Raw genomic sequence first — 25,411 nt, 5'->3', positions numbered from 1 at the left:
ACAAAAGGGACCGGACCAATGCGCATCGAGCGTCGTTTCACCAAGCCAGGCCAATCAGCTTACGCGGAGATCGAATTCCGCAAGGCGCTTTCGGAGATCAAGAATCCGGACGGCTCGGTGGTGTTCCGCTTGGACAATATCGATGTGCCGGCGCAGTTCTCGCAGGTTGCCGCCGACATCCTGGCGCAGAAGTATTTCCGCAAGGCCGGCGTGCCCGCGCGCCTGAAGAAGGTCGAGGAGAACGACGTCCCCTCCTTCCTGTGGCGCTCCGTCGCCGACGAGGCCGAGCTTGCCAAGCTGCCGGAAGCCGAGCGCTACGGTTCCGAAATCGACGCCCGCCAGGTCTTCGACCGGCTGGCCGGCACCTGGACCTATTGGGGCTACAAGGGCGGCTACTTCAAGTCGGAAGAAGACGCCAGCGCCTTCCGCGACGAACTCGCCTATATGCTCGCCACCCAGCGCGTTGCGCCGAACTCGCCGCAATGGTTCAATACCGGCCTGCACTGGGCCTACGGCATCGATGGCCCGAGCCAGGGCCACTATTATGTCGACCCGTTCACCGGCAAGCTGACCAAGTCGAAGTCCTCCTACGAGCATCCGCAGCCGCATGCCTGCTTCATCCAGGGCGTGCAGGACGATCTCGTCAACGAAGGCGGCATCATGGACCTGTGGGTGCGTGAAGCGCGTCTGTTCAAATATGGCTCGGGCACCGGCTCCAATTTCTCGATGCTGCGGGGCGAAGGCGAAAAGCTGTCGGGCGGCGGCCGTTCGTCCGGCCTGATGAGCTTCCTCAAGATCGGCGACCGCGCGGCGGGCGCCATCAAGTCGGGCGGCACCACGCGTCGTGCGGCCAAGATGGTCATTGTCGACGCCGACCATCCCGATATCGAGGAATTCATCGACTGGAAGGTCAATGAAGAGCAGAAGGTGGCGTCGCTGGTCACCGGCTCCAAGATCGTGAAAAAACATCTCGAAGCGATCATGAAGGCCTGCATCAATTGCGAAGGCCATGATGACGATTGCTTCGACCCGTCGATCAACACCGCGCTGAAGCGCGAGATCAAGGCGGCCAAGAAGTCGGCCGTGCCGGAGAACTACATCTACCGCGTCATCCAGTTCGCCAAGCAGGGCTACACCGCGATGTCGTTCAAGACCTACGACACCGACTGGGATTCCGACGCCTACCTCACCGTTTCCGGCCAGAACTCCAACAATTCGGTGTCGCTGAAGGACAACTTCCTGCGCGCCGTCGAGGACGACGCCGACTGGCATCTGACCGCCCGCAAGGACGGCAAGGTGCTGAAGACGCTGAAGGCACGCGACCTCTGGGAAAAGATCGGCTACGCCGCCTGGGCTTCGGCCGATCCGGGCCTGCATTTCAACACGACGATGAACGACTGGCACACCTGCGCTTCGGCCGGTGCGATCCGGGCCTCCAATCCGTGCTCGGAATACATGTTCCTCGACGACACGGCCTGCAACCTGGCCTCGATCAACCTGCTGCCCTACCGCAATGCCGACGGCACGATCGACATCGCCGCCTACGAGCACACGGTGCGGCTGTGGACCGTCGTCCTCGAAATCTCGGTGATGATGGCGCAGTTCCCGTCGAAGGAGATCGCCAAGCAGTCCTACGAATACCGCACGCTCGGCCTCGGCTATGCCAACATTGGCGGCCTGCTGATGACGTCCGGCATCCCCTATGACTCCGACGAGGGCCGCGCCATCTGCGCAGCGCTCACCGCCATCATGACCGGCACTGCCTATGCCACCTCGGCCGAGATGGCCGGCGAGCTCGGCGCCTTCGCCGATTACGACAGCAATGCGCAGAACATGCTGCGCGTCATGCGCAACCATCGCCGTGCCGCCTATGGCGAAAAGCAGGGCTACGAGAAGCTCGCCGTCAATCCGGTGCCGCTGGTCGCGTCCGACCTGAAGCAGCAGGAACTGGCCGCGCACGCCAAGGCTGCCTGGGACCGCGCCATCGAACTCGGCGAGGAGCATGGCTACCGCAACGCGCAGGCGACCGTGATTGCGCCGACCGGCACGATCGGCCTGGTCATGGATTGCGATACCACCGGCATCGAGCCCGACTTCGCGCTGGTGAAGTTCAAGAAGCTCGCCGGCGGCGGCTATTTCAAGATCATCAACCGCGCCGTGCCGGAAGCGCTGCGCACGCTGGGCTATTCAGAAAGCCAGATCGCCGAGATCGAGGCTTACGCTGTCGGCCACGGCAACATGAACCAGGCGCCGGCGGTCAACCCCGGCTCGCTCAAGGCGAAGGGTTTTACCGACGACAAGATCGCGGCGCTTAACGCAGCACTGAAGTCGGCCTTCGACATCAAGTTCGTCTTCAACCAGTGGGCGCTCGGCGCCGACTGGGTGAAGGAGACGTTCGGCTTCACCGATGAGCAGCTCAACGACTTCTCGTTCGAGATGCTGCCGGCGCTGGGCTTCTCCAGGAAGGACATCGAGGCCGCCAACATCCATGTCTGCGGTGCGATGACGCTGGAAGGCGCGCCCTTCCTCAAGGCCGAGCATCTCGCGGTGTTCGACTGCGCCAGCCCGTGCGGCAAGATCGGCAAGCGCTCGCTGTCCATCAACAGCCACATCCAGATGATGGCGGCGGCACAGCCCTTCATCTCCGGCGCCATCTCCAAGACCATCAACATGCCCAACGATGCGACGGTGGAAGACGCCAAGGGCGCTTACATGCTGTCGTGGAAGCTGGCGCTGAAGGCCAACGCGCTCTATCGCGACGGCTCAAAGCTGTCGCAGCCGCTCAATTCGTCGCTGCTCGCCGACAGCGAGGATGACGAGGACGACGCGGTCGAGCAGCTGATCGCTGCGCCCGCTTCACAGCGCGCCGTGCAAGTGACCGAGAAGATCGTCGAACGCGTCATCGAACGCCTCTACCGCGATCGTGAAAAACTGCCGAACCGCCGCAAGGGATACACCCAGAAGGCAGTCGTCGGCGGCCACAAGGTCTACCTACGCACCGGCGAATTCGATGACGGCCGCATCGGCGAGATCTTCATCGACATGCACAAGGAAGGCGCTGCTTTCCGGGCGATGATGAACAACTTCGCCATCGCCATTTCGCTCGGCTTGCAATACGGCGTGCCGCTCGAGGAATTCGTCGAGGCCTTCACCTTCACCAAATTCGAGCCGGCCGGCATGGTGCAGGGCAACGACGCGATCAAGAATGCGACGTCGATCCTCGACTACGTGTTCCGCGAACTCGCCGTGTCCTACCTCGGCCGCCACGACCTCGCCCATGTCGACCAGTCGGATTTCGACAAGACGGCGCTCGGACGCGGCATCAACGAAGGCAAGGCGACGCCGTTCTCGAAGGGCCTTACCCGCGGCGCCTCGCCGGTCAAGTTGGTGTCTGGCCTAGGTGGCGAACCCAAGGGTTTTGCCGGATCACCTGCCGCGGCCCCTGCCCGGGTCACCCCAACTGCGTTCTCAGGCTCCAATGTGCTGGCGCTTAAACCAGCAAGCGACGAAGCCATCGCCTACAAGCGCGACTATGAGGAGCGAGCCAAGGAATTGGTCGAAGATATTGTTTCCGAGGAGGCAGCCGATCCCACCGGGTTGTTCACCGACGAAGCAGCGAAAGAAGCGGCCGAGGCAAAGGCGCTTGCCTCTACGCGGCGTCAGCAATCCTTGATGCAAGGCTACACCGGCAACGAATGCTCGGAATGCCACAACTTCACCATGGTGCGGAACGGCACCTGCGAGAAGTGCGATACCTGCGGCTCGACGAGCGGGTGCAGCTGAGGAAAGTCCTAGCGCTAAAACGCAACATCATCGGCCCGGTCGCAAGATCGGGCCGATTTCGTATAGGCCTTTAAAAAAGCGATTGTTGGATTTCGTTCTCAACTCCGTGGTCGAGCCGGATCACGCCATTAATTAGCCATTGCGGATAGGCTTTGTGAGTACCCATCGCGAGAACAAAACCTTTTCTCGAGTACTCAACCCCAAATCTTTCGGTCATCTTTTGAAGCGTGTCGGTCTCGCCATAGAGCCGTTGCCACTTGAGAAAAGTGGCTTCTATCTCCCAATCCTGACAAGTTCCTTCCCGCAACCCGTCCATCGTTTCGTATTTATATTTGAAAAGAAATGGAGCCGGCTCATACGGAACTAAGCTCTTATCCAGAAATCCAAACAGGCTATTAGCCTCCTGGTCATGCCACATACGAAATCGCGCTTTCTCGTCCTCAAATGTAGCGCGATCTTTTTTTTCAATCACGAATTCAGCATTCTTCGGTCGAACAAGCGCCAGACTTCGACCTTCCTCCAGTTCAGTGTTGAGGCTAGGAACGACATGCCGCGCTAAGAATTGAGCCCGTGATTTTTCGGACAAACTGCCTGTTATTACGAGAGATTTATGCTCTAGCCTTCGGCTCTCTCTTCTTTGGTCGCCTTTAGGAAGGCTCCAGCCGTACTCAATGGTATCCCACCGACCGAACTTCTGAGCATCTTCTAGCGTCCGGAAAGCTACTGGATATAGCCGAATCCAGTTACCGCTGAAATCTAGCCCTGCACAACAGACCAGCTCGCCGTGAGTTTCTCCAACTCGTGGCGCCGCCTTTACCAAAATCACTGCAGAGTCACGCCGAGAGAGAGATGCCAATCACGCAGCCTTTAGACGAAAGCCCTTCGGAACACCAATATTTTTAATTGAACTCTTCTTAACTTTCAATATCTCTTCACAAATAATCGATCGATGGCAGTCTTTGTGATCCCTTTCAAAACACATTAAACAAATGTTCTTTGTCTCCGCCTGCAGTGCTAATTCACGGATAATTTTCCCGGCTGCCTCATTTGCGATATGGTTTCTGAAGATGCGTTCAAACCGCGGACGATCACCGCTCCGAGCAGCCAACCGCCCCTCTCTGGGGTCACCAAGGATTTTTGTGTGCCTATAGTCGATCGAAGAGTTTTCGAGATGGCTCCTGAGCGAATTTTTGGAGAAGCCTGGTTTTCTCGACAAAGGTAGATCTCTCACGTCGACAAGCAATTCGACCTTCGCCGCCTTCAGTACGGATACGAAGTCGTCAATTTCAGAACCTTCATAGCCAATCGTCAGCAGCGCCATTGGTACATCTCATTGTCTGTTGTAGTGGTCATAGGCGATCAAACTTGTCCGAAGCGTGACGCACGATCAACCATTAGCTCGCAGGTCAGGGCGCACGGCACGGTTACAGTCGGTTTCGCGCACATAGACCCTACGGCAACATCCGCAGCGTCTGATCGTCGAACAGCGGCTCGTCCTGCCCCGCCCGAACGAACAGCACCCTCCGCCCCTCACCCGCCGGCGCCTCGAAATACTGAATACCATCCGGCATTTCGCCCCAGTCGCCGCAGGGCGGTTCGGGAACTTCGTCATTGGCAAGCGCTTTCAGCTCTATGGGATAGGCGGCGTCGGGGCTGAATGTGTAGCGTTTGACGCCGGTGGGCACGGTGCCCTCGGTGTAGGGCGTCAGCACGCAGCGGGCGCTGCCTGATTTGTCGGTCTTTTCCAGCAACAGGCGCAACACCGCGGCCTCGGCGGTTTCGCCTGATTTGATGTCGAACACCTCGACCAGCGGATCGGGCGCGCCGCCATCGCTGTATTTGATGGCGAGCGCGTTGCCGACGAATTCGAAATGAATCTGGCGGAAGCCGAAATCGCAGCGCTGCACCCAGGCGGCCAGCCCGATCGTCTTGTCGGCCAGCTTTTCCCAGACGCATTTGTCGATCGGCGGGCGCGATGGCGCCGGCTCGTCCGCCCGCGCTGCGGCTGATATCGTCGCCGAGGCAAACAGCGTGCATATCCAGACAATCGGTCTCATGACGCTATTCATCGCTGCATCCTGTCAATGTGAAGGCGTCCCACGCCGAGCCGTCCGGATTGGCATTGGCGAAATCGGCAAATTCGGTGAAGCCCGCGCCGAAATCGGGCAGCAACAGCCCTTTGGGCGCCGGTGTCGCTTCGCGTGAATTCAGCTGCTCGGCTCCGCCTCCGGTCAAGGCATAGACCTGGCCCATCCATATCCGGCACATCCCGCTGCCGTCTTCCAGCCCCGCTTCGCGGTCGTCGTCGGTGCAGGCATGGCGGATGGTGCCGAGCGGAAACGAATTTTTGCCATTGGTCCAGGTGATGTCGGCCGGCAAGCGCGTGTCGGTGTTGGGGACGGTCACCGAAAACACTTCGGCCGTCAGTGCCGCCGGTTCATTGTCGAGCGACCGGAATTGCAACACCGCGCCCGAACGCGGCTCGCGATAGGTGGCGTGGCTTAGCAGACACTCTCTTGCGCTCGCTGCCTGCACGGCGCCGAGCAGAGCCAGGCAAACGACGGCCAGCCTGCGAACGATCATTGGATGTCTCGTCATGAAAGTGGCGCCTCAGATAAAACCGACCAGCCAAGCCGCGCCGCCCAAAAACGCGGCCGAACAGACCCACAGCAGCCAAAGCCCGCGCACCCTGCATTCGAGCACTGCCGAGGCGGGGTTGGCTGGGTCGTAATGCACGTCGACCTTGCCGCCCTCGGCATAGCTGCGCGCCTGGCCGCTGACGAGGCCGGGCATTGAAGCGGTGACCGTGGCGCCGAAGGTGACGCGGTCTGAGGTGTAGTGCTGGCCTGCGACGCCGTAGCTGTACACGATGCGGGATTTGAAGACGGTGCTCCAGCGTCGATGGCTGCTGTAGCTTCGCAGCGTCTGCAGGCCCGAGGAGTCAATGCGGCCGGGGGCGACCGGCCATTTTGCCGCCTGCTCGGCAAGCGACTTCTGGACGAAGGCCATGCGCAGGATCATCAGGCCCATGAACAGCAGCAGCGCTCCGGCGCCGAGGTTCTGCGGCTTGGGCAGGTGCGGCCGGATCGCCTCCAGCACGCCACCGAGCGAAAACACCAGCACCACCGTGCCGATCACCAGCCCGGCCGAGAGCTTGACCATGAACTTGAAGGCGCCGTCCGGCAGGGTGCGTTCGATCACGGCCTTGCCCGGATCGGCCGGATTGTAGAAGACGGTCACTTCAGCGCCGGTGGGAAACTGCGCCAGGGTTTCGGTGACTTCGAAATTCCCCAGATTCTCCTTCACGCTGTAGCGCGAGCTTTGAAATTTCTTTTTACCGACCTTGTATTCGAAGGTGACCGCCGGAAAATTGCGCATCTCGGTGGTGTCGCTGCTGTCCGAGCCGACGCCCGACCTTCTGACTTCGCGCGCCTCGACGCGCGACGAGATGATCTTGCCCGTCGCCGGCAGCCAGTGGCTCATCGCCTGCACCTCGCGCCATTTGACGAAGGTGATGAACGACAGACCGCCCGCGATCGCGCAGGCAAATCCGACAATCAGAAATTTGAGCTCTACGTCCACCGCGTCCCCCAGGAGTGCCGGAAGCTGCAAATAGATAGCACGGCGAAGGCAATGTCTTGATTATTCGCAAAGGACGAACCGCCCTTCCTCGGGTATCGAAGCCCCCTCAACTTTGTTAAGAGTCGCCCAAACTGTTAGGAGCCATGAGACCAGGATGACAGCACTGCGCGTTCTCTCGGATGCCTTCATTCCGGAACTCCCGAACCACTACAAAGGCAAGGTCCGCGAGAATTACGATCTGCCGGATGGCCGCCGCATCATCATCGCCACCGACCGGCTGAGCGCCTTCGATGTGATCCTGACCGCAATACCGCTCAAGGGAGAGCTGCTGACGCAGACGGCGCGCTACTGGTTCGAGGAAACGGCGGACATCTGCCCCAACCATGTGCTCGATTATCCCGACCCCAATGTCGTCGTCGGCACCAGGCTCGACATTCTGCCGGTGGAAATCGTCGTTCGCGACTATCTCGCCGGCACCACCAGCACTTCGGTGCTGACGAAATACAAGGACGGCGAACGCGATATGTACGGCATCCGCCTGCCGGACGGACTGCGCGACAATGAGAAGCTGCCGCAAGCCATCATCACGCCGACCAGCAAGGCGCTCGATGGCGGTCACGACGAGCCATTGACGCGCGATGAGATCCTGACGCGCGGCCTGTTATCGGAAGAGCAATGGGACACCGTCTCGCGCTACGCGCTGGCGCTGTTTGCGCGCGGCAAGGCGTTGGCCGCCAAGCGCGGCCTGATCCTGGCCGACACCAAATACGAGTTCGGCACGGACAAGGATGGCGCCATCGTCCTTGCCGATGAAATCCATACGCCCGATAGCAGCCGCTACTGGCTTGCGGCAAGCTATGAGGAGCGCTTCAAGGCAGGCGAGCGGCCGCAAAGCTTCGACAAGGACTTTATTCGCGCCTGGGTAACCGCGCGCTGCGATCCCTACAAGGACCGTATTCCGAAAATCCCCGCCGAGCTCATCGAGCAGACATCGCGGGTTTACACGCAGGCCTTTGAGACCATCACCGGCAAGACCTTCACCGCCGATATCTCGGGAAAGACGGTGCTGGACCGCATTCGCGAGAACCTGCGCCCTTATTTCTGACGGCGGCTGGCGGCCGCGGGTCAACTTGCCGAGGTCGCGGACACGGACGGTTCTGGCGGAGCGCGCCACGTGCCGAGATATGATCCGCACAGGATGAGCGCGAAGGCCGCGACAATGCCGATATCGAGCGGCTCTGAAAGGACGAGCACGCCGGCTGCCACGGAGACGGCGGGCGCCACATAGGTTATGACGACCGCCCGTTCGGGGCCGATCTCCCGCACCAGCAAGAAGTAGGTGGCGAAGGCAATCGCCGTGCAAAACACGCCAAGACCGAGGATTGCGCCAACCACCGTTGTCGACGGCATGGCCGCCGGCCAGGCCAACGCCGCCGGCACCGCGTAGATCAGCGCGGCCCCTGCCAGACAGACTGCCGTCAGCGAGGTTGCCGGCACATCGTTCAGCCAGCGCGACGCGATGATCGAACCCGAGGCATAGCAGGCCGCGGCCATGAGAATCTCGACGACCGCGAGAAATCCGCCACCCAAGGTCGGCAGCGCCAGCACGAAGACACCGGCAAAACCGAGGAAAAGGCCGGTCCAGCGGCGTATCCCCAGCCGCTCATCCGAGCCCATCAGCTTTGAGAGCGCGACGGTTACGGCCGGCGTCATGGCAATCAGCAGTCCGGCGGTGGAACTGTCGATGCTGACTTCGCCATGGGTGATCAGCCCCCATGGCAGGATCATCTCGACCAGACAGAATGCGGCGACCGCCCGCCAATGTGTCTTCAGCCATCCGAAACTGCGCTGGACAAGGACGAAGGGCAGCAGCGCGAGCGCGCCGACGGCTGTTCGGGCAAAGACCAGGAAGGGCACCGACACCTCGGCAACCGCCAGCTTGATCAACAAATAGGGAATGCCCCACAGGAGGCTGAGCAGCACGAACAAAAACAGTCCGCGGCGCGTCATGACGGCCTCACAGCGAGGAAGGTGGTCCACTCTTCGCGATCGCGGCCGAAGTTGAATTCGTCTCCGACAAGGACCAGCCCGGCATTTTCGAGTCGGGCCGCGAAGTCGTCCCTGCGCCAGTAGACCGTATGATATTCGCCGCCCTTCTCGCCATCGCCAATGCGCATCGAGACGAGGAAGGCGCCGCCCGGCCGCAGCGCCCCGGCAATCTTGGCAAGCACCTGGTCAGTTTGCTCGCGCGGCACATGGATCAGGACGCACAAGGCCAGCACCGCGTCATAGGGGCCGCCGAGATCGTCGGTGATGAGATCGAGAAATTCACCATGCTTGCCGCGCGCGGCCTGCAACTCGAGAAACCGCTTCGTTGCGTCGGTGCGCCGAACCTGGACACCGAGCCCTTCGACGAAGTCCGCATCGTATCCGGGTCCCGAGCCGACTTCCAGTATGCGGCCGCCTTTGCCGGCGATCTTCACCAGGCGCTTCAGCCATTTCTGTTCTCTTTGGTTCGGAACGTGCCGCACCAGAGCGTCGTAGCGTTCGGCATAGTCCTCATAGGCGTTGATCGTTTGTCGGCTCTTCGCCAGATCCTCGGATAACACAGTCATCTTTTCCTCCCCTGGTCAAAGAGCTTGCTTAGCCAATGGTGCCGGGAGGCACGCGTCCGTCAAGCATACCGATATCCCTGAGGAAATGATTCGACAGCGAGCGGCGGTCGAGCAGGCCGTGCTTGCGAGGTCTGAACGGCGCGGTGATGAGGTCGAGCACCGGCCGGCGAAGCGTGTTGTAGAGAGCGATGGTGGTGGTCATTGCCGTATCCTCAGGTTTTTGATCCGATGAATGCAGCATGCCGTTTTCCGGGCTTGGTTTCCAATCGAACGTCGCGTAGTATGCATCAGCGGGATTGATGCGTCATGAGCTGGGAACTACCACCATTAGGAGCCATCAGGGTCTTTGAAGCCGCGGCCCGGCTGGGCAGTTTCACCAAGGCAGCCGAAGAACTCGGCATGACCCAATCAGCTGCCAGCTATCAGATAAAGGTGCTGGAAGAACGTGCCGGAACGCCGCTTTTCATAAGAAAAACAAGGCAGATCGCGCTGACCGAGGCCGGACAGCAGCTGGCGCCGCACGCAACAGGCGCGTTCTCGACCCTGGCCGACGCATGGGTCGCCACCAAGGGTGGAGCGACCGGCGTGCTGTCGGTGACGACCATGGAAACCTTCGCATCGAACTGGCTGGCCGTATGGCTTGGAACATTCCAGCTGATGCATCCCGATCTTGCCGTGAAGGTGAATACATCGCACGGGCTGGTCGATTTCACGCGCGGCGACATGGATGTCGGCATTCGCACCGGCAGTGGAAAATGGCCGGGCCTGACGGCTCACTATCTGTTCAAGGCGGACTATACGCCGATGCTCAGCCCGAGACTCGCCGAAAGCGTCGGCGGCATCCACCGCCCGAGGATCTCTACCAACTGCCGCTATGCTGTGCCGACGATCCCTGGTGGGAAATCTGGTTCAAGGCTGCCGGCGTGCCGTTCGAGCCCGATCGCGTCATCGCTGGCCCGAAACTGGGTACGCAGGCCTATGATGCGATGGCGGCGCTGACCGACAAGGGCGCCGCGATCCTGACCAAAAACCTTTACAGCGCCCTGTTGGAAAAGGGCCAGTTGATACAGCCATTCGGCGTGCTTGGATCGGACGGCGACGGCTATTGGCTGGTGCATCTGGAGAGCCGCCGCAACGCGCCCAAAATCAAGGTGTTTCGCGACTGGGTGCTGGCGCAGACGGCAGAGATACGCGAACGCGAAAAGCGCGACAGCCCTCTAGGCACCGCGATAAAACTCGCCCCCGCCTCAACCCTCAGTCCTTGAAGGTCAACCCGTATCTTGCAACCTGTTCCTTCGGCATATCCGCAAGCGCCTGGCGCGTGGTGTAGCCGCCATAGATCACCTTGCCGTTCTTGATCATCCAGTCCTCGACGTCGGCCTCGGTCACCGTCATCCTGTCGCCCATCTTGTACTTGTTGCCATTGACCGGGACGTCGGCGAGCAGGCCGATATAGGAGCCGTCGCTGTAGCCGACCAGCTGCAGCCAGATATGCTCGGTGGCGCCGTTCTGGGTCAGCGGGAATTTTACCGTGTAGGTGCCGGGTGTGCCGGCGTCCATCAGTTCGTGGAAGCGCTTGAGGGTCGAGCGGCCGCTGTCCTTGGCGGCCTGCATCGCCTTGTCCTCGGTGGAATAGGACACGACGTTCTGCTTCGACTCGGCCAGCGAAGTGCCACTTCCGCCCGGCATGTGGCCGAGCGAGCTGAAAAACCCGTAGCCGACAGCGGCGGCAAGAGCGACAGCCACAACTGGATTGCGCATGGATCCCTCCGAAAACCCGATCACGGGCACGTTACCGGAAGGCTGTTGCGATACCGCTAAAGGACACAGTGAGCGGATCGTTAGCGAGACGCTGAAAATTCAACCCAAGGCGCAGCGGCAGGCAGCGCAGGCGCACCGGCACCGGCCTGACGTTCAGTCGGCGTCGGCGACGGTCGTCTGCCCGCCTGCCCATGCCCGCCAGGCGCGCTCGTCGCCATGGAAGACGTTGAGGTCGATGCGGCCGGTCACGCCGTGCGACAGGCCGGAGCCGGAGTACTGCCAGAACAGCCATTTGCGGCCGGGATAGACTTTTGAGGGATGCCGCGCCACGGCGCGCAGCCAGAACGGATAATCGAGAAACGCACCCTTGAGATTGTCGCGATAGAAATCCGGTGCGGTGTAGATGATGGGCCGCTGGCCGTAATGGCGCTCCAGCTTGTCCATGAACACCTTCATCTTTTCCAGCACGGTGGCCCGCGACGGCCGCCGCTTGCAGGAAGATTCGCCGTTCCACTCGACATCGATCACCGGTGGCAGCGCGCCTTCGACCCTCGGCACATTGCGGATGAACCAGTCGGCCTGCTCGCCCGCGGTGCGGCACCAGTAGAAGAAATGATAGGCGCCGCGCTTCAGCCCGGCGGCGTCGGCATTGCGCCAGTTCTTCATGAACATCGGGTCGAGATGGTCGCCGCCATCGGTCGCCTTGATGTAGGCGAAGTTGGCGCCCTGGGCACGCAGCTTGCCCCAGTTGACATTGCCCTGCCAGCGCGAGACGTCGACGCCGTGGACGGCAAGGTAGCGTGGCGAAGCCTTGCCGAAATTGATCGGCTTGGCGTCGCGGAAACCGTAGCGGGTGACCGGCGAGGCCAGCATGGCCGGCGCCGCGCGCGTCAACCGCTTCGGCGCAGACATCAGAGCGGCGGGCTCGAGCTGTGGTCTGGTGCTCCCCTGCGGCGTGCCCGCGACGATGGCCTCTTCTTCCTCGACCATGGAAAAGGGCGGCGCATTGTCGGCCACAGCGTTGTCGGCCACCATGTCGGACCGCATCGGCGCGAGGTCGGCGGTCTCCGCCGGAGCCGCTGTGACCGGCGCGCTCGGACGCACGACCGAACTGGTCGTCTCGTTCGACGGCTGCAAGCCATCGACGCCCGCTGTGGACGAACAGCCGGCAAGCCACAGCGATGCCAACATGAAACTGACGACGCCTGAAATCCGCATCTGGACCTGTACGCAAAACACAACAGACCGAAGGCAAACAGACGCCGCCGGACAAACCGGCCTCGATTACTAACGAGAAATTACCAACAAAGTTTGAATCAAGTTATTAGGAATTGGCCCTCTTGTCTTCTCCCCCTGTGGGAGAAGGTGGATCGGCGCGTAGCGCCGAGACGGATGAGGGGTGTTCCAGCGGAGTGAGGCGTTGGCGTTCCCTGGAACACCCCTCATCCGACCGAGCTTCGCTCGGCCACCTTCTCCCACAAGGGGAGAAGGGGAAGCCTTACCTTCCCAGCCATTGCTGCATGCAGCTTTTCGCCACCACATGCGCCGGTGGCACGGCGTCGGCGGCCGGGCGGCGGGCACGTTCGAGCAGCAGGCGAACCTGTTCGGGGCGCACGCGGTCACGCTCCATCACGAGGAGGACCATCGGATCGCTCAAAAGCTCGTCCAGGGTGCTGATTCTGTCGCTCATCGGTCGTCTCCTCGATACCGGCCCGCAGACGACAGATAGGCAGGCAATCATGGCCCGCCAATGACGCTTTGCCGGCTATGTCGTGGTTTCGGGATTAATTTCCGGTAAGGCCGGCGTCAGTTCGGAGGCGGCGCGCCTTCATGGTGCGGCAGGCCGTCATCTAGCTGCAGCCAGGGCTGCTTCGAGGCGGTCCACATATGCATTTCCGGCTTGAACAGCGAGGGATCGTCGAGCGAGCCGGTGGTGATGCCGACGATGCCGGCGGAGTCGCGTCGGGAAAACAGCGTGGTGCCGCAAGCGGCGCAAAAGCCGCGCTTGAGGTCCGGAGAGGTGTTGACCGTCGCCACCTGCCCCTCGACCGTGACATCGTCGATGCGAAACAAAAGGCGGGCGTTGAACGCCGCGCCTATGACCTTCTGGCAGCGCCGGCAGTGGCAGACGCGCTGGTTGAGCGGCGCCGCCTCGGTGCCGTAGCGCACTGCCCCGCAATGGCATCCGCCCTGGTATTTCGTCATCATTCGAACCCATCGCACTGAAGGTCTCTTGATGATATCGACAGGTACCTTTCGGTCAATTGAAAAGCCCTGATGGCGCCATCGATTGCGCCGATAGGACTAATGGCTGCGCCAGGGCTTCGTGGTTTCGCAGGCACAAAAAAGCCGGCCACCTCTTCGAGACGGCCGGCATGTATTTTCAGGCAAGCTATTTCGTTTCGCTGAGGACTTCGTCCCAGGTCTTCACCTTGGTTTCGCCATTGAGGAAGGGCAGTGCCGCGGCCGTCAGCTCCGGTGCGAAGAAGACGTCGTAGTGGGTGCGATTGGGAATGATGGCCAGCCGGTTCTGCGACAGGTTCTCACGCATCCAGCCGGCATCCTTCAGCCCGCCGCCGATCATCTGGTAGAACCTGATCTCGTGCTCGGGCTTGTACATGTCGCTGTCGCCATAGGCCAGCATAACTGGCATCTTCAGCTTCGCCACATCGGCGGAATAGTCGTAATCCTTGCGCATGAAATTGCCCAGCGCATCGAGCAGTTTAGGGAAATCGTCGGGACGTGGGGCGACGGCGACGTAGGATTTGTACATCGGCGTGTCCTTCATGAAATCGGCGGCGGCCGCGCTCACCTGCGCCTGCTGGCCGCGCATCTCGTCATAGAAGCCATTGGCGGCGAAGCCGGTCGAGACCAGGACCAGCCGGCGCACCGTCTCGGGATGCTGAACGGCCATACGGAAGGCGACGCCGCCGCCCAGCGAATAGCCAAGCACGTCGACCTTGTCATAGCCGAGCGCCTTGACGATACCAGCCATGTCGTCGCCCATCCCCTCCAGGCTGAAGGGTCGCTCGCCGAGCGCGGTGCGGCCATGGCCCTGCAGGTCGACGGCAATGATGGTGCGGTTTTCCGCCAGCTTCGGCAGCAGCGGCGCGAACATGTCCGACGTGCCAAGGCCGCCATGCAGCAGAAGCAGCGGTTCTCCCTTGCCATAGACGGCATAGTAGTAATTCAGGCCGTCGATCGGCAGCAAGCCGGACTTTTCCGGCTTCGGCATGGCTGTTGCTTCGGTGGTCATGGCGGGCTTGGTCTCCTCTGCATTGGCTGGGCCGGGCGCTGCAAACAAGGCAGCGACCGAGGCAAGAATGGCGAAATAGATTCGTCTGGACATGTCGGTCTCCTCGGGTTCGCCCAAGGACGAGCGAGCACGCCGCGTGCCGACATGCCCTGCGAAAAAATCCGCGGAAGAATGACCGGTTTGGCTGTTTTCGATCGGGTCGCGCGCCTCAGTGGCGCTTGGCCTGGACCAGATAGGCGTCGATCTCGGTCTCGCCGAGCCATTTGGCGGCTTCCAGCCGGTGCAGGCCCTCGACCAGGATGTGGCGCTTGCCGTCATTGCGAACCTGGATCGGCGTCTTCATGCCGTTTTCCAGTATGTCTTCGGCCAGGTGCCGGACCGTTTCGGGATGCAGCGTCTTCTTGCGCGCCGTCGGCACGTAGATGTCATCGACCTTGACCTTCTGCACTCTCAGCATGCCGGCTCCCGAGGCGGAACATACCGCCTCGCCTGAGATAGTCGGTTTGCCGGGTGCGGCCAAGAGCGGCCAAGCAATTGTGTCGTATGCAATTGCTGGCCCGATCGTTTCCATTTGACGCTTGGCCGGCAGATGGCCGAAATGGCGGCCTGTCACTTTTCCGGTGTTCATGACCCATCTGCCAACCGAATTTCCCGATTTCGGACTGACGCCCGAGCAGCGCCGCGAGGCAGTGCGCGGCCATTACTATGAATGGCCGGGAATGGACGGCGAGCGGGGCGAGATCTGGTGCTATTCTGATCGATTTTCCTACCGCGCCGGCGAGACCGTGACGATGCATGTCAGCTCGACGGCGCCGCGCTTCAGCATTGTCATTGTCCGCGACGGCGGCAGCGAGACAAAGGTCTTCGAGCAAACGGGGCTTTCGGCGCGCTGGCAGGATACGCCCGACCAGTGCTCGGTCGAAGGCTGCGGCTGGGAGGCGTCTTTCGAATTTCGCATCGGCGACGATTGGCCATCCGGCGCCTATCGGCTGACGCTGACGGCGGACGGGCGCGAGCCTATCCATTGCCATCACCTCATCATCGTCGCGCCCCTGCCCGGCAGAAAACCCGGTCGCGTGCTGCAGGTGGCGGCGACGGGCACCTGGCTGTCCTACAACACCTGGGGCGGCTCCAACGCCTATCAGGGTATCACCGGACCTGGCCGCGACCAGTATGCGCGCATGGTGTCGACGCAGCGGCCGTGGTGCCGCGGCTTTGTCGTGCTGCCCAAGGACGCGCCGCGCGTGCCCCTGGAGGTCGCGGTGCCGCCGAAAACAGTGCCGCGCTATCCGCACATGGAATGGGCGTACGCCACCGGACATTCGAAGAAATACACCTCCTCCGGCTGGGCGAGCTATGACTGCCACTTCTTCCGCTTTGCCGAGCGCGCCGGCTACGGCGTCGATCTCGCCAGCCAGCACGATTTGCACTTCTCGCCCGAAATCCTCGATGGCTATGACTGCGTGGTCTTCGTCGGCCATGACGAGTACTGGACCTGGGAAATGCGGGACGCCGTCGACAGCTACGTCGAGCGCGGCGGCCATGCGGCGCGCTTTGCCGGCAATTTCATGTGGCAGACAAGGCTGGAGGACGAAGGCCGCCGGCAGGTCTGTTACAAATACCGCGCGCGGGCCGAAGACCCGGCCTATGGCGGCGACGTCACCCGCGCCACCAACTCCTGGGAAGCGCCGGAGATCGGCCGTCCCGGCGCTCTGACCTTCGGCCTCAACGCAACGAGGGGCGTCTATGCCGGCTGGGGCGGCTGCGCGCCGCGCGGCGTGCGCGGCTTTCCGGTCTATCGGCCCGAGCATTGGGCCTTTGCCGGCACCGGAATCTATTATGGCGACCTGCTTGGCGCCGACAGTCATGTCTATGGCTATGAGGTCGACGGGCTCGATTTCGAGATCCGCGGCGGCCTGCCCTATCCGACACCGGACAGCGGTGCGCCTGACGGGCTGCAGGTGCTGGCCGTCGGCATGGCGAGCCAGGTCGAGGAAAGCGCCGATATCCCGATCGAGGACCAGTTTCTCACCGACGAGGATGGCCGCTTTACGGCCGAAACGCTGTTTGGCGAGGCGACCGACGCCAATCTGGAAAAGGTCAAACGCGGCAACGGCATGATCGTCAATTTCCCGCGCGGCAAGGGCGAGGTTTTCCACGCCGGAAGCTGCGAATGGGTCGCCGGCCTGCTCAGGCAGGACCCGATGGTCGAGCGCGTGACCAGGAATGTAATCGATCGCTACCTCGGAAAGTCCTGACATGCAGAAGCCCTCATCAACTGGTTCAGGAACGCGCGCGCCCTCGCACCTGTTCTACCTCTCCAGCCTGCGCCGGCCGCTGATCGACCGCGCCGAAGGCATTTATATGTGGACGCAGGACGGCCGCCGCTTCATCGACGGATCGAGCGGACCGATGGTCGCCAATATCGGCCATTCCAACCGCAACGTGCTCGACGCCATGAAGCGGCAGATGGACCGCGCCACCTTCGCCTACCGCCTGCATTTCGAAAACGAGCCGGCGGAAGAACTGGCGCGGGAGCTCGCCGGCAAACTGCCGGAGGGCATGGACCGAATCTTCTTCGTCTCCGGCGGTTCGGAGGCGACGGAATCCTGCATCAAGCTGGCGCGGCAATGGGCGGTCGCGACCGGCCAGCCGAAGCGCTGGAAAGTTATCACGCGTTTTCCCTCCTATCATGGCGGCACGCTGGGTTCGCTTTCGATAACCGGCGACGATGCGCTGGCCGAAACGTTCACACCGATGATGCGGGTGATGCCGACCGTGCCGGCGCCGACGGCATGGCGCGACCGCGACAATCTTTCGATGGAGCAGCGCGGCGTCCGCTATGCCGACATGCTGGAGGAGAAGATTCAGGCCGAGGGCCCGGACAGCGTGCTCGCCTTCATCATGGAGCCGATCGGCGGTGCGGCGACTTCGGCCCTCGTCGCACCGGACAGCTATTATCCGCGTATACGCGAGATCTGCGACCGCTACGGCATCCTGCTCATCCATGATGAAGTGATGAGCGGCGCCGGCCGCACCGGAAAATTCCTTGGCGGCGACCATTGGAACTGCAAGCCCGACATCGTCGCGCTGTCGAAGGGGCTTGGCTCCGGCTATGCGCCGCTCGGCGCGCTGGCCGCCCCGATGCGGCTGGTCGAGCCGCTGCTGGCGTCGGGCGGCTTCCAGCATGGCCACACCTATGCTGGCAATCCGCTCGCCTGCGCGGCCGGGCTCGCCGTGCTCGGCGAGATGGACCGCCTCGACCTGATCGCCAATGCCGCCGCGATGGGCGACGTGCTGATGGACGGGCTGAAAGGGCTGGCGAAGCGTTTTCCGTTCATCGCCGATGTCCGAGGCAAAGGCCTGCTCACCGGCGCCGAGATGGTTGCCGATCCCGACACGCTGCGGCCGATCGAGCAGGGCAAGAAAACCACGCAGCGCCTGCTCGACCTCGCCTACGAGCGCGGGCTGATCATCTACGGCCGCAGGGTCAAGGGCGGTGTCGACGGCGACAATTTCATGGTGGCGCCGCCGATGATCGTCACGGCTGAAGAGGTCGGCGAGATCATTTCCATCATCGGCGATTCGCTGGAAGTTCTGGCCGCCGAACTCGACCTGCCGGTCGAAGGCTGAGGGCTAAAGAATGGCGCCGAGGAAAGTCATCATCACCTGCGCGGTCACTGGCTCGGTGCACACCCCGTCCATGTCGCGCTATCTGCCGGTGACGCCGGACCAGATCGCGGCTGACGCCATCGCGGCGGCCGAGGCCGGCGCCTCAATCCTGCATCTCCACGCCCGCGATCCCAAAGACGGCCGGCCGACCGCCGATCCTGAGGTGTTCATGCAATTCCTGCCGCGCATCAAGCAAGCGACCGATGCGGTGATCAACATCACCACCGGCGGTTCGTCGCTGATGACGCTCGACCAGCGGCTGGCGGCACCACTGCGGGCCGAGCCGGAAATGTGCTCGCTGAACATGGGCTCGATGAATTTCGCGCTGTTCCCGATGCTCGACAAGCCAAGGGAGTGGCAGCACGAGTGGGAACCAAAGCTGCTCGAAGCCACGCGCGACACCATCTTCAAGAACACCTTTGCCGATATGGAAGGCGTGCTCGAAAAGCTCGGCAAGGGCTGCGGCACGCGCTTTGAGTTCGAATGCTACGATGTCGGCCATCTCTATTCGCTGGCGCATTTTCGCGACCGCGGGCTGGTGTCGGGGCCGCTGTTCATCCAGTTCGTGCTCGGCATTCTCGGCGGCATCGGCGCCGATCCCGACAATCTCATCCATATGAAGCGCATCGCCGACAAGCTGTTCGGCGACAGCTACCAGTTCTCGGTGCTCGCCGCCGGCCGCCACCAGATGCCGCTGATCTCGATCGCGGCGGCGATGGGCGGCAATGTCCGCGTCGGGCTGGAGGACAGTCTCTACGATGGAAGGCAATTGGCGAAATCCAATGCCGATCAGGTGCGCAGGATACGCGCCATTCTCGATGGCCTGTCGCTGGAGGTCGCAACGCCGACCGAGGCGCGCGAGATGCTGGCGCTGAAGGGCGGTGATAGGGTGGCGTTTTGAGATGATTGATCTGCGATGATGGCCTTCTGGCACACCCCCCTCTGGCCTGCCGGCCATTTCCCCCTCAAGGGGGGAGATCGGATGTCACTGCGGCCTTCGCCAATCTCAATCGTTGCAAAATGGATGGCAGCGCCAAAGCTGCCAATCTCCCCCCTTGAGGGGGAGATGTCCGGCAGGACAGAGGGGGGTGCCTGGGCGCCTTGCCTATCGTGAGTACAGTCACCCTCCGCCCCGGCACCATCGACGACGTCGACACCATCCATGCCGCGCTGCTCAAGCTCGGCACCCATATCGGCGCGCATCAGGAGATCACGTCCACTGCCGACGATCTCCGCCGCTACGGCTTTGGCGACAAACCCGCCTTCTCCACCCTGATCGCCGAGATCGGCGGCGATTTTGCGGGGCTCTGCCTGCATTTCCCGATCTTCTCGACATGGATGGGGCGGCCCGGCGTCTATATCCAGGACCTCTATGTCGAGGACCGGTTTCGCGGCCGCAAGATCGGCGAAAGACTGCTGCGCCGGGTCGCGCTCGACTGCCGCCGGGATGGCGGCGCCTATCTCAGGCTGTCCGTCGACACCGACAATGACGGCGCCAAGGCTTTTTATGAGCGGCTGGGCATCGCCTGGTCGAGCTACGAGCAGACGCAGAAGATTGTTGGCGATGCCTTTTTCGCCTTTGCCGATGCAGCGCAGGATGGGGACGCGGAATGAAAGCCTTCTTTGCCGAGGAGCAGAAACGCCACGACCCGAAGGCCTTTCTGTCCAGCGGTGCGCCGCAGCCCAATCCCGAACAGCCGGAGCGGGTAGAGCGATTGTTAGCCGGCGCAAAATCCGCCGGATTGATGATCGAGCGGCCCAGGGAACATGGCCTAGGCCCGGTGGCGGCCGTGCATACGCCGGAGTATCTCGCCTTCCTCGAACACATTTTTGCGCGCTGGCAGCGCATCGAGGGCGCATCCGCGGAAGTCATCCCCAACATCCATCCACTGGCCCGCACAGGGTCCTATCCGGCCTCGGCGGTCGGCCAGGCCGGCTACCACATGGCCGACACCGCTTGCCCGATCTCCGCCGAAACCTGGCACAGCGCGCTGTGGAGCGCCTGGAGTGCAGTCGAGGCAGCCGAAGCGGTGATATCGGGCGCGCCTGCCGCTTATGCGCTCTGCCGGCCGCCCGGCCACCACGCCTTTGCCGATGTCGCTGGCGGCTTTTGCTTCATCAACAATTCGGCGGTCGCAGCCCAGGTGTTGCGCAAGCAAGTGGGGCGGGTGGTGATCCTCGATGTCGACCTGCATCACGGCAACGGCACGCAAGGCATCTTCTATGCCCGGGCCGATGTGCTGACAGTGTCGCTGCATGCCGATCCGGTGCGCTTCTACCCGTTCTTCTGGGGTCATGCCGACGAGCGCGGCGAAGGTCCGGGCCTCGGCTATAATTTCAACCTGCCCTTGCCGCGCAAATCAGCCGACGCGGCGTTTCTGGAAGCCCTCGAAGTGGCGTTCCAGCGTATCCGCGCCTTTTCGCCGGACGCGCTGGTCGTGGCGCTCGGTCTCGATGCGTTCGAGGGCGATCCGTTCGGCGGGCTTTCGGTGACCACGCCCGGTTTCTCGCGGATCGGCGAGGCAATTGCCAAGCTCGGCCTGCCGACGGTTATCGTCCAGGAAGGCGGCTATCTTTGCGACGCGCTCGGCGACAATCTCACGGCGTTCCTCACCGGTTTCGGCGGCAAACAGCGATAGCTGACTAGCGCTGCTGCCTCAGCATGGCGATCACCCGGTGCACGCTTTCCAACGTCTCGTCGATCTCTGCCGCCGTGTTGTAGTGCGCAATACCGATGCGCACGACGCCCTGCTCGGCCGGAATGCCGAGATGGTGGACGATCTCCCAGGCGTAGTTGTGACCCGACCATAGAAAAATGTTCTCGGCATTCATCTGCCGCACGATCGTCTCTGGCACGATGCCGTCGACGGTGAAGGACACGGTCGGCACGCGCTCAATGACACGCTTCTGATCGGTGATGCCGCGGATGGTCAGGCCCTCAATGGCGGACAGCCCATCGATCAGCCTCAGCGCCAGCGGGTTCTCGTAGGCGATCGAGACTTCGTATGCCTTCGCGATCTTTTGCCTTCGCGAACCGCCCTCGCCGGCCGCAGCACCGAGTTCGGCGAAGTAATCGACCGCTGCGGTAAGTCCGGCCATCAGCTCGATCTGCGGCGTGCCGAGTTCAAAACGCTCCGGCAGGCCGTTGGACGAACAGCGGCATTTGTAGGGTTGCAGCGCGTCGATGACGTCGCGACGACCCCAAAGAATGCCCATATGCGGGCCGAAGAATTTGTAGGCTGAGCAGACCAGGAAATCGCAACCGAGCTCCTGCACGTCGACCAAGCCATGCGGCGCGAACTGCACGGCATCGACATAGACCAGCGCGCCGCCCTGTTTGGCGATGGCCGTCAGCGCTTTCACCCGGTTGATCGAGCCGGTGAGGTTCGAGGCATAGTTCAGCGCAACAAGCCGCGTCTTGTCGGTGAGCAGAGCGCTCAGCGCCGCCTCCTCGACCTGCCAGCTCTTCTCGTCGAAAGGCAGAAAACGCACGACCAGGCCAAGGTCTTCGGCTAGCTGCAGCCAGGGCGAAACGTTGCCCTCATGGTCCATGCGGGTGACGATGATCTCGTCGCCTGGCTTGAAGCCGCGGCCGAGCGTGCGCGACATGTGATAGGTCAGCGTCGTCATGTTGGCGCCGATGATGATTTCCTCATGGCTTGCCGCACCGAGAAAATCGGCCATCGCCGCATGAGCGTCGTCGACCACCTGTTGCGCGGCAAGCGTGGTTTCGAAATAGCCGCCGAGGTTGGCATTGGTGGTCAAGAGGCAGCGCGCCACGGCATCGGCGACCGCTTGCGGCACCTGCGTGCCGGCCGGATTGTCGAGATAGATGCGCCGGCGGCCTTTATCGGTCAGGTCCAGCGCCGGAAATTTTCCCCTGACGGTCTCGATCGGAAAATCCATGGCTGTCCCCTTCCCCTTGTCTTTGCTCGGCAATCCCGGCCAAACGGTCTGCTTATGGGCACGGATTGCCGACGCGCTGGTGGATCGCATCCACGCCCTTCTGCATCTCGTCGGTCCAGGTCACATCGGCTGACGACAGCGCCATCTCAAGCTGGGCAATCGTCGTCGCGCCGATGATGCTGGACGTGACGAAAGGCCGGCTGGCGACATAGGCGTTGGCAAACAGCGCCGGTTCAAGGCCGAAGGAACGCGCCAGTTTGTTGTATGCGAGCTGCGCCTCCGCCGCATTTGGCGTCTCGTAGCGCTGGCCGCGGTTGAACAGCTGCGAGCGCGAACCCTGCGGCCGTGCGCCATGGTCGTATTTGCCGGTGAGATAGCCCTGCGCCAGCGGCGAATAGGCGAGAAAGCCGACATCCTCGCGTTCGCAGGCCTCGGCGAGGTTCACCTCGAACGTGCGGTTGACCAGATTGTAGGCGTTCTGCAGCGAAACGATGCGCGGGCCGACGCCCTTGTCGGCCTCGGCGATGAAGCGCATGACGCCCCAGGAGCTTTCGTTCGACAGGCCGAGATGGCGGATCTTTCCCGCCTTCACCAGCTCCTCGAAGACTGCGAGTGTCTCGGCGATCGGTGTCTCGCCGGCCGGCGCGCCAATGGCATCGGCACGGCGCGGCACAGCACCCACGCGGGTCGGGTTGGCGCCCCAGGGGATGTCGCGCTCCGGCCAATGGAGCTGATAGAGATCGAGATAGTCGGTGCCGAGCTTGGACAGCGATTTGTCGATGGCGTCAAAGATATCGGCGCGCACCAATTTCGACGGACGGTCGCCACGAAACCAGCTGTTGGCGGTGCGGCCGACCACCTTCGAGGCCAGGATCACCTTGTCGCGGTTGCCCTTGGCCTTCATCCAGCTGCCGATGATCTTTTCCGTGCGCCCCTGCGTCTCAGCCTTGGGCGGGATCGGGTAGAGCTCGGCGGTGTCGATGAAATTCACGCCGCGCTCAAAAGCCAGATCCATCTGCGCATGGCCATCGGCCTCGGTGTTCTGCTCGCCCCAGGTCATCGACCCCAGGCAGATCTGGGTCACAAGAAGATCGGTCCGACCGAGACGGCGTTTATGCATCGAATTTTCTCCGGCGGGAATTGCGCGGCTACGCTGGAAGGAAGCCGCATCTATAGGGAAAGCGGCGCCGCTCTCCAACCCTTAGCGGACCGACTTTTGCGTGAACCCTGGAAAGTCAGCGCCGGACGCCAGCCAAAGCGCGCCGCTTGGCCTCGTCGATCAGCATGTTGGCCACCTGCATGCGGATCATTGCGCGCTGGCGCAGATGCGGCGCGACGCGGTCGGGGTGGTTGGCGAAGGCGAAGCTGCGGCGCATGCGGCCGAGATCGGCGTTCTTGACTGGATGATCGAGGCCGAGCTCGACGGCGATCGCGTCAGGGTCGATCGGCGGCAGCTTTTCCTCGGGCTTTGCCTCTTCGCCGGCCAGCGCCAGCTTGGCATGATCGAGAAGGGCTGCGAATTCGGCGGCGAGATCGGCTCCCGCCTCGCGGTATTCGGCTGCGAACGTTTCGCCCGAGACCTTGATGCGGCCGGAATGAAGCTCGTCGGCCACGGAGAGATAGTCGAACGGGATCGACGGCCGGGCGCTCGTCTCTTCCGCCGCCTCATCCTTGTCGGAGGCAACGAACAGATCGTCGAGCAAGGAAGCGAAATCCCGCTTGGCGCCGATGTCAGCCTCCCCCTCGTTTAAGCGTGCGAACAGAGCCGGTCGCAGCATAGAACCGGCTCGTTAAAAATGAATGCCGCTGATCTTAACCAGTTTAGGCGTTCGCCGGGCTTGCGCGACCGGTTGATGGTGCAGCTCAACAAAAAGCCGGACTGCATTTGCATGCAGTCCGGAAATTCGCCAGGAGTGGCGAGGAAAAGCCGGCCATGTGCCAGCGTCTATGCGTACGGTCGGCACCAGTCATAAGTTTCAGCGGGTGAGCCAATTGTGCCGAAAAAATTGCGCCCCCGGCATGGCTGCCATGCAAATGCTGCACTGCACAATCTTCATAATTTGCCTATACTCGAAGATGTGGAGGATCAACTAGGGGCCGAATCATGGGGTTCTTCACTGAAATGTTTGCCCGTCCGCGTCCGCAGGAGCATCTGCGTTATCGTTCCGCCCTGGCACTGCTGCACTCGATGAGCAATGCCGACCGCGCCGACATCGGCATCAAGCCGGCCGACTTCCCGCGCATAGCCCGCGAAATGTCCGTGCGCTGAACCAGCGCGAGACGAGGTTTCCCGGCAGCGACCGGGAAACCTCGGAATGCCGAATTCGTCAACGATTACCGAGATAGGCGCCCTTGGTCAGCGGCACGCCATTGTGGCGCAGGATGTCGTAGGCGGTGGTCACGTGGAAATAGAAGTTGGGCATGGCGACATGCAGCAGATACTGCATGCCGGGCATCGAGGCTTCGCGCTGGCCAAACTTCAGTTCGACCACCCTTTCATCCGAACCATCGAATTCGGCGGCCGAGAATGACGCCAGCAGATCGAGCGTCTTGGTCAGGCGCGCCTGAAGCTCGGCGAAGGTCGCTTCATTGTCTTCGTATTTCGGCACCTCGCGACGGGCCAGCCTTGATGGCGCGCCCTTGGCGTGGTCGGTGGCGACCTGCACCTGCCTGACCAGCGCGTACATGTCGGGCGCCAACCTCGCGGTCAAAAACACCTGCGGGTCGATCTTGCGCTCGATTGCATTCTGTTCGGCCGCCGACAGCACGCCGGACAGCGCCTTCAGCCTGGCCGAAAACACCGGCACCGAGGCTTCATACATCGATAGTGTCACGT

At 62.1% G+C, this 25,411-nt stretch carries 26 protein-coding genes and 1 pseudogene; 9 read left to right on the top strand and 18 right to left on the bottom strand.

From position 1 onward, the window contains the following. Positions 1-18 precede the first annotated feature (18 nt). Positions 19-3,783 carry a vitamin B12-dependent ribonucleotide reductase gene (locus NLY37_RS07240; RefSeq protein WP_023743098.1) on the top strand — a complete coding sequence of 1,255 codons (3,765 nt, stop codon included), beginning with the start codon at positions 19-21 and terminating at the stop codon, positions 3,781-3,783. 70 nt (positions 3,784-3,853) lie between these two features. Here the strand turns inward: NLY37_RS07240 and NLY37_RS07235 are convergent, their stop codons facing one another. The 5 genes from NLY37_RS07235 to NLY37_RS07215 all read right to left on the bottom strand — a co-directional run bounded on the left by NLY37_RS07235 (position 3,854) and on the right by NLY37_RS07215 (position 7,365). Beyond that, complete coding sequence (locus NLY37_RS07235; RefSeq protein ID WP_156933979.1) at positions 3,854-4,639, bottom strand: DUF8758 domain-containing protein; 786 nt, start codon at positions 4,637-4,639, stop codon at positions 3,854-3,856. Further along, positions 4,640-5,104: a DUF488 domain-containing protein gene (locus NLY37_RS07230; RefSeq protein ID WP_031246558.1), complete on the bottom strand. Its 465-nt coding sequence runs from the start codon at positions 5,102-5,104 to the stop codon at positions 4,640-4,642. A 130-nt stretch (positions 5,105-5,234) separates the two neighbouring features. Next, positions 5,235-5,840 carry a hypothetical protein gene (locus tag NLY37_RS07225; RefSeq protein ID WP_245271015.1) on the bottom strand — a complete coding sequence of 202 codons (606 nt, stop codon included), beginning with the start codon at positions 5,838-5,840 and terminating at the stop codon, positions 5,235-5,237. 4 nt (positions 5,841-5,844) lie between these two features. After that, positions 5,845-6,366 (bottom strand): hypothetical protein, encoded by a 522-nt coding sequence (locus tag NLY37_RS07220; RefSeq protein WP_023743103.1) that lies wholly within the window; start codon positions 6,364-6,366, stop codon positions 5,845-5,847. Positions 6,367-6,393: 27 nt separating this feature from the next. Further along, positions 6,394-7,365, bottom strand: coding sequence for a DUF3592 domain-containing protein (locus NLY37_RS07215; protein ID WP_023743104.1), 972 nt, complete (start codon positions 7,363-7,365; stop codon positions 6,394-6,396). A 163-nt stretch (positions 7,366-7,528) separates the two neighbouring features. Between NLY37_RS07215 and NLY37_RS07210 the strand changes: the two genes are divergently transcribed. Continuing rightward, positions 7,529-8,470 (top strand): phosphoribosylaminoimidazolesuccinocarboxamide synthase, encoded by a 942-nt coding sequence (locus tag NLY37_RS07210; RefSeq protein ID WP_023743105.1) that lies wholly within the window; start codon positions 7,529-7,531, stop codon positions 8,468-8,470. Between the two features lie 20 nt (positions 8,471-8,490). Here NLY37_RS07210 and NLY37_RS07205 read toward each other — a convergent pair whose 3' ends face one another. From NLY37_RS07205 to NLY37_RS07195, 3 genes are read right to left on the bottom strand one after another with little or no spacing between them, the layout of a single operon-like run. Beyond that, positions 8,491-9,375 carry a DMT family transporter gene (locus NLY37_RS07205; protein WP_023697600.1) on the bottom strand — a complete coding sequence of 295 codons (885 nt, stop codon included), beginning with the start codon at positions 9,373-9,375 and terminating at the stop codon, positions 8,491-8,493. After that, positions 9,372-9,980 (bottom strand): class I SAM-dependent DNA methyltransferase, encoded by a 609-nt coding sequence (locus NLY37_RS07200; RefSeq protein WP_023743106.1) that lies wholly within the window; start codon positions 9,978-9,980, stop codon positions 9,372-9,374. The genes NLY37_RS07205 and NLY37_RS07200 overlap by 4 nt, the downstream gene beginning before the upstream one ends. A 28-nt stretch (positions 9,981-10,008) precedes the next feature. After that, the gene (locus NLY37_RS07195) at positions 10,009-10,182 is read right to left on the bottom strand and encodes a hypothetical protein (RefSeq protein WP_198024961.1); all 174 of its coding nucleotides are present in this window, start codon (positions 10,180-10,182) and stop codon (positions 10,009-10,011) included. A 104-nt stretch (positions 10,183-10,286) separates the two neighbouring features. Between NLY37_RS07195 and NLY37_RS07190 the strand changes: the two are divergent. Next, a pseudogene (locus NLY37_RS07190) lies at positions 10,287-11,245 on the top strand (LysR family transcriptional regulator). On the opposite strand, the gene NLY37_RS07185 reads toward NLY37_RS07190, so the two are convergent. The 6 genes from NLY37_RS07185 to NLY37_RS07160 form a co-directional block, all read right to left on the bottom strand. Continuing rightward, complete coding sequence (locus tag NLY37_RS07185) at positions 11,235-11,741, bottom strand: DUF2314 domain-containing protein (protein WP_023669056.1); 507 nt, start codon at positions 11,739-11,741, stop codon at positions 11,235-11,237. The pseudogene NLY37_RS07190 and the gene NLY37_RS07185 overlap by 11 nt on opposite strands. 153 nt (positions 11,742-11,894) lie before the next feature. Continuing rightward, positions 11,895-12,959, bottom strand: a complete 1,065-nt coding sequence (locus NLY37_RS07180; protein WP_023684920.1) for a glycoside hydrolase family 25 protein — start codon at positions 12,957-12,959, stop codon at positions 11,895-11,897. A 280-nt stretch (positions 12,960-13,239) separates the two neighbouring features. Next, a complete protein-coding gene (locus NLY37_RS07175; RefSeq protein WP_023669058.1) occupies positions 13,240-13,431 on the bottom strand; it encodes a hypothetical protein in 192 nt (63 codons plus the stop codon). 116 nt (positions 13,432-13,547) lie between these two features. Continuing rightward, complete coding sequence (locus NLY37_RS07170; RefSeq protein WP_023743108.1) at positions 13,548-13,946, bottom strand: GFA family protein; 399 nt, start codon at positions 13,944-13,946, stop codon at positions 13,548-13,550. A gap of 187 nt (positions 13,947-14,133) precedes the next feature. After that, positions 14,134-15,090, bottom strand: coding sequence for an alpha/beta fold hydrolase (locus tag NLY37_RS07165; protein WP_023756447.1), 957 nt, complete (start codon positions 15,088-15,090; stop codon positions 14,134-14,136). Positions 15,091-15,205: 115 nt separating this feature from the next. Continuing rightward, the gene (locus tag NLY37_RS07160) at positions 15,206-15,454 is read right to left on the bottom strand and encodes a ParB N-terminal domain-containing protein (RefSeq protein WP_023694150.1); all 249 of its coding nucleotides are present in this window, start codon (positions 15,452-15,454) and stop codon (positions 15,206-15,208) included. A gap of 169 nt (positions 15,455-15,623) precedes the next feature. Between NLY37_RS07160 and NLY37_RS07155 the strand changes: the two genes are divergently transcribed. From NLY37_RS07155 to NLY37_RS07135, 5 genes are all read left to right on the top strand, one after another. Continuing rightward, complete coding sequence (locus tag NLY37_RS07155; protein ID WP_023743110.1) at positions 15,624-17,255, top strand: N,N-dimethylformamidase beta subunit family domain-containing protein; 1,632 nt, start codon at positions 15,624-15,626, stop codon at positions 17,253-17,255. Position 17,256: 1 nt separating this feature from the next. After that, positions 17,257-18,630, top strand: a complete 1,374-nt coding sequence (locus tag NLY37_RS07150; protein WP_023743111.1) for an aminotransferase family protein — start codon at positions 17,257-17,259, stop codon at positions 18,628-18,630. Between the two features lie 10 nt (positions 18,631-18,640). Further along, positions 18,641-19,570 carry a 3,5-dioxohexanoate:acetyl-CoA acetone transferase gene (kce, locus tag NLY37_RS07145; protein WP_023743112.1) on the top strand — a complete coding sequence of 310 codons (930 nt, stop codon included), beginning with the start codon at positions 18,641-18,643 and terminating at the stop codon, positions 19,568-19,570. 209 nt (positions 19,571-19,779) lie between these two features. Further along, positions 19,780-20,283: a GNAT family N-acetyltransferase gene (locus NLY37_RS07140; protein WP_031193711.1), complete on the top strand. Its 504-nt coding sequence runs from the start codon at positions 19,780-19,782 to the stop codon at positions 20,281-20,283. Continuing rightward, complete coding sequence (locus NLY37_RS07135; RefSeq protein ID WP_023743114.1) at positions 20,280-21,308, top strand: histone deacetylase family protein; 1,029 nt, start codon at positions 20,280-20,282, stop codon at positions 21,306-21,308. The genes NLY37_RS07140 and NLY37_RS07135 overlap by 4 nt, the downstream gene beginning before the upstream one ends. A gap of 4 nt (positions 21,309-21,312) precedes the next feature. Here the strand turns inward: NLY37_RS07135 and NLY37_RS07130 are convergent, their stop codons facing one another. The 3 genes from NLY37_RS07130 to NLY37_RS07120 all read right to left on the bottom strand — a co-directional run bounded on the left by NLY37_RS07130 (position 21,313) and on the right by NLY37_RS07120 (position 24,353). Then, complete coding sequence (locus NLY37_RS07130; protein ID WP_023743115.1) at positions 21,313-22,575, bottom strand: cysteine desulfurase-like protein; 1,263 nt, start codon at positions 22,573-22,575, stop codon at positions 21,313-21,315. Between the two features lie 52 nt (positions 22,576-22,627). Then, positions 22,628-23,695, bottom strand: coding sequence for an aldo/keto reductase (locus NLY37_RS07125; RefSeq protein ID WP_023743116.1), 1,068 nt, complete (start codon positions 23,693-23,695; stop codon positions 22,628-22,630). Positions 23,696-23,810: 115 nt separating this feature from the next. Further along, complete coding sequence (locus NLY37_RS07120) at positions 23,811-24,353, bottom strand: hypothetical protein (RefSeq protein WP_023706484.1); 543 nt, start codon at positions 24,351-24,353, stop codon at positions 23,811-23,813. 326 nt (positions 24,354-24,679) lie between these two features. Here NLY37_RS07120 and NLY37_RS07115 point away from each other — a divergent pair, with 326 nt between their 5' ends. Further along, positions 24,680-24,844 (top strand): hypothetical protein, encoded by a 165-nt coding sequence (locus tag NLY37_RS07115; RefSeq protein WP_023706483.1) that lies wholly within the window; start codon positions 24,680-24,682, stop codon positions 24,842-24,844. Between the two features lie 58 nt (positions 24,845-24,902). Here NLY37_RS07115 and NLY37_RS07110 read toward each other — a convergent pair whose 3' ends face one another. Next, on the bottom strand, positions 24,903-25,409 hold the full coding sequence (locus tag NLY37_RS07110; protein ID WP_023743118.1) for a DUF1993 domain-containing protein: 507 nt from the start codon (positions 25,407-25,409) through the stop codon (positions 24,903-24,905). Between the last annotated feature and the right edge of the window lie 2 nt (positions 25,410-25,411).

It is taken from the genome of Mesorhizobium sp. C395A (genome assembly GCF_030323205.1).
GTDB lineage: Bacteria > Pseudomonadota > Alphaproteobacteria > Rhizobiales > Rhizobiaceae > Mesorhizobium.
This window is presented reverse-complemented; position numbering and strand designations above follow the sequence as displayed.

Coding starts and splice junctions, on each gene's coding strand:
- NLY37_RS07120 (WP_023706484.1), bottom strand. CDS start 24,353: ATGCTGCGACCGGCTCTGTTCGCACGCTTAAACGAGGGGGAGGCTGAC.
- NLY37_RS07180 (WP_023684920.1), bottom strand. CDS start 12,959: ATGCGGATTTCAGGCGTCGTCAGTTTCATGTTGGCATCGCTGTGGCTT.
- NLY37_RS07150 (WP_023743111.1), top strand. CDS start 17,257: ATGCAGAAGCCCTCATCAACTGGTTCAGGAACGCGCGCGCCCTCGCAC.
- NLY37_RS07135 (WP_023743114.1), top strand. CDS start 20,280: ATGAAAGCCTTCTTTGCCGAGGAGCAGAAACGCCACGACCCGAAGGCC.
- NLY37_RS07115 (WP_023706483.1), top strand. CDS start 24,680: ATGGGGTTCTTCACTGAAATGTTTGCCCGTCCGCGTCCGCAGGAGCAT.
- NLY37_RS07155 (WP_023743110.1), top strand. CDS start 15,624: ATGACCCATCTGCCAACCGAATTTCCCGATTTCGGACTGACGCCCGAG.
- NLY37_RS07170 (WP_023743108.1), bottom strand. CDS start 13,946: ATGACGAAATACCAGGGCGGATGCCATTGCGGGGCAGTGCGCTACGGC.
- NLY37_RS07130 (WP_023743115.1), bottom strand. CDS start 22,575: ATGGATTTTCCGATCGAGACCGTCAGGGGAAAATTTCCGGCGCTGGAC.
- NLY37_RS07125 (WP_023743116.1), bottom strand. CDS start 23,695: ATGCATAAACGCCGTCTCGGTCGGACCGATCTTCTTGTGACCCAGATC.
- NLY37_RS07230 (WP_031246558.1), bottom strand. CDS start 5,104: ATGGCGCTGCTGACGATTGGCTATGAAGGTTCTGAAATTGACGACTTC.
- NLY37_RS07220 (WP_023743103.1), bottom strand. CDS start 6,366: ATGATCGTTCGCAGGCTGGCCGTCGTTTGCCTGGCTCTGCTCGGCGCC.
- NLY37_RS07185 (WP_023669056.1), bottom strand. CDS start 11,741: ATGCGCAATCCAGTTGTGGCTGTCGCTCTTGCCGCCGCTGTCGGCTAC.
- NLY37_RS07160 (WP_023694150.1), bottom strand. CDS start 15,454: ATGCTGAGAGTGCAGAAGGTCAAGGTCGATGACATCTACGTGCCGACG.
- kce (WP_023743112.1), top strand. CDS start 18,641: ATGGCGCCGAGGAAAGTCATCATCACCTGCGCGGTCACTGGCTCGGTG.
- NLY37_RS07205 (WP_023697600.1), bottom strand. CDS start 9,375: ATGACGCGCCGCGGACTGTTTTTGTTCGTGCTGCTCAGCCTCCTGTGG.
- NLY37_RS07165 (WP_023756447.1), bottom strand. CDS start 15,090: ATGTCCAGACGAATCTATTTCGCCATTCTTGCCTCGGTCGCTGCCTTG.
- NLY37_RS07195 (WP_198024961.1), bottom strand. CDS start 10,182: ATGACCACCACCATCGCTCTCTACAACACGCTTCGCCGGCCGGTGCTC.
- NLY37_RS07200 (WP_023743106.1), bottom strand. CDS start 9,980: ATGACTGTGTTATCCGAGGATCTGGCGAAGAGCCGACAAACGATCAAC.
- NLY37_RS07175 (WP_023669058.1), bottom strand. CDS start 13,431: ATGAGCGACAGAATCAGCACCCTGGACGAGCTTTTGAGCGATCCGATG.
- NLY37_RS07225 (WP_245271015.1), bottom strand. CDS start 5,840: ATGAGACCGATTGTCTGGATATGCACGCTGTTTGCCTCGGCGACGATA.
- NLY37_RS07240 (WP_023743098.1), top strand. CDS start 19: ATGCGCATCGAGCGTCGTTTCACCAAGCCAGGCCAATCAGCTTACGCG.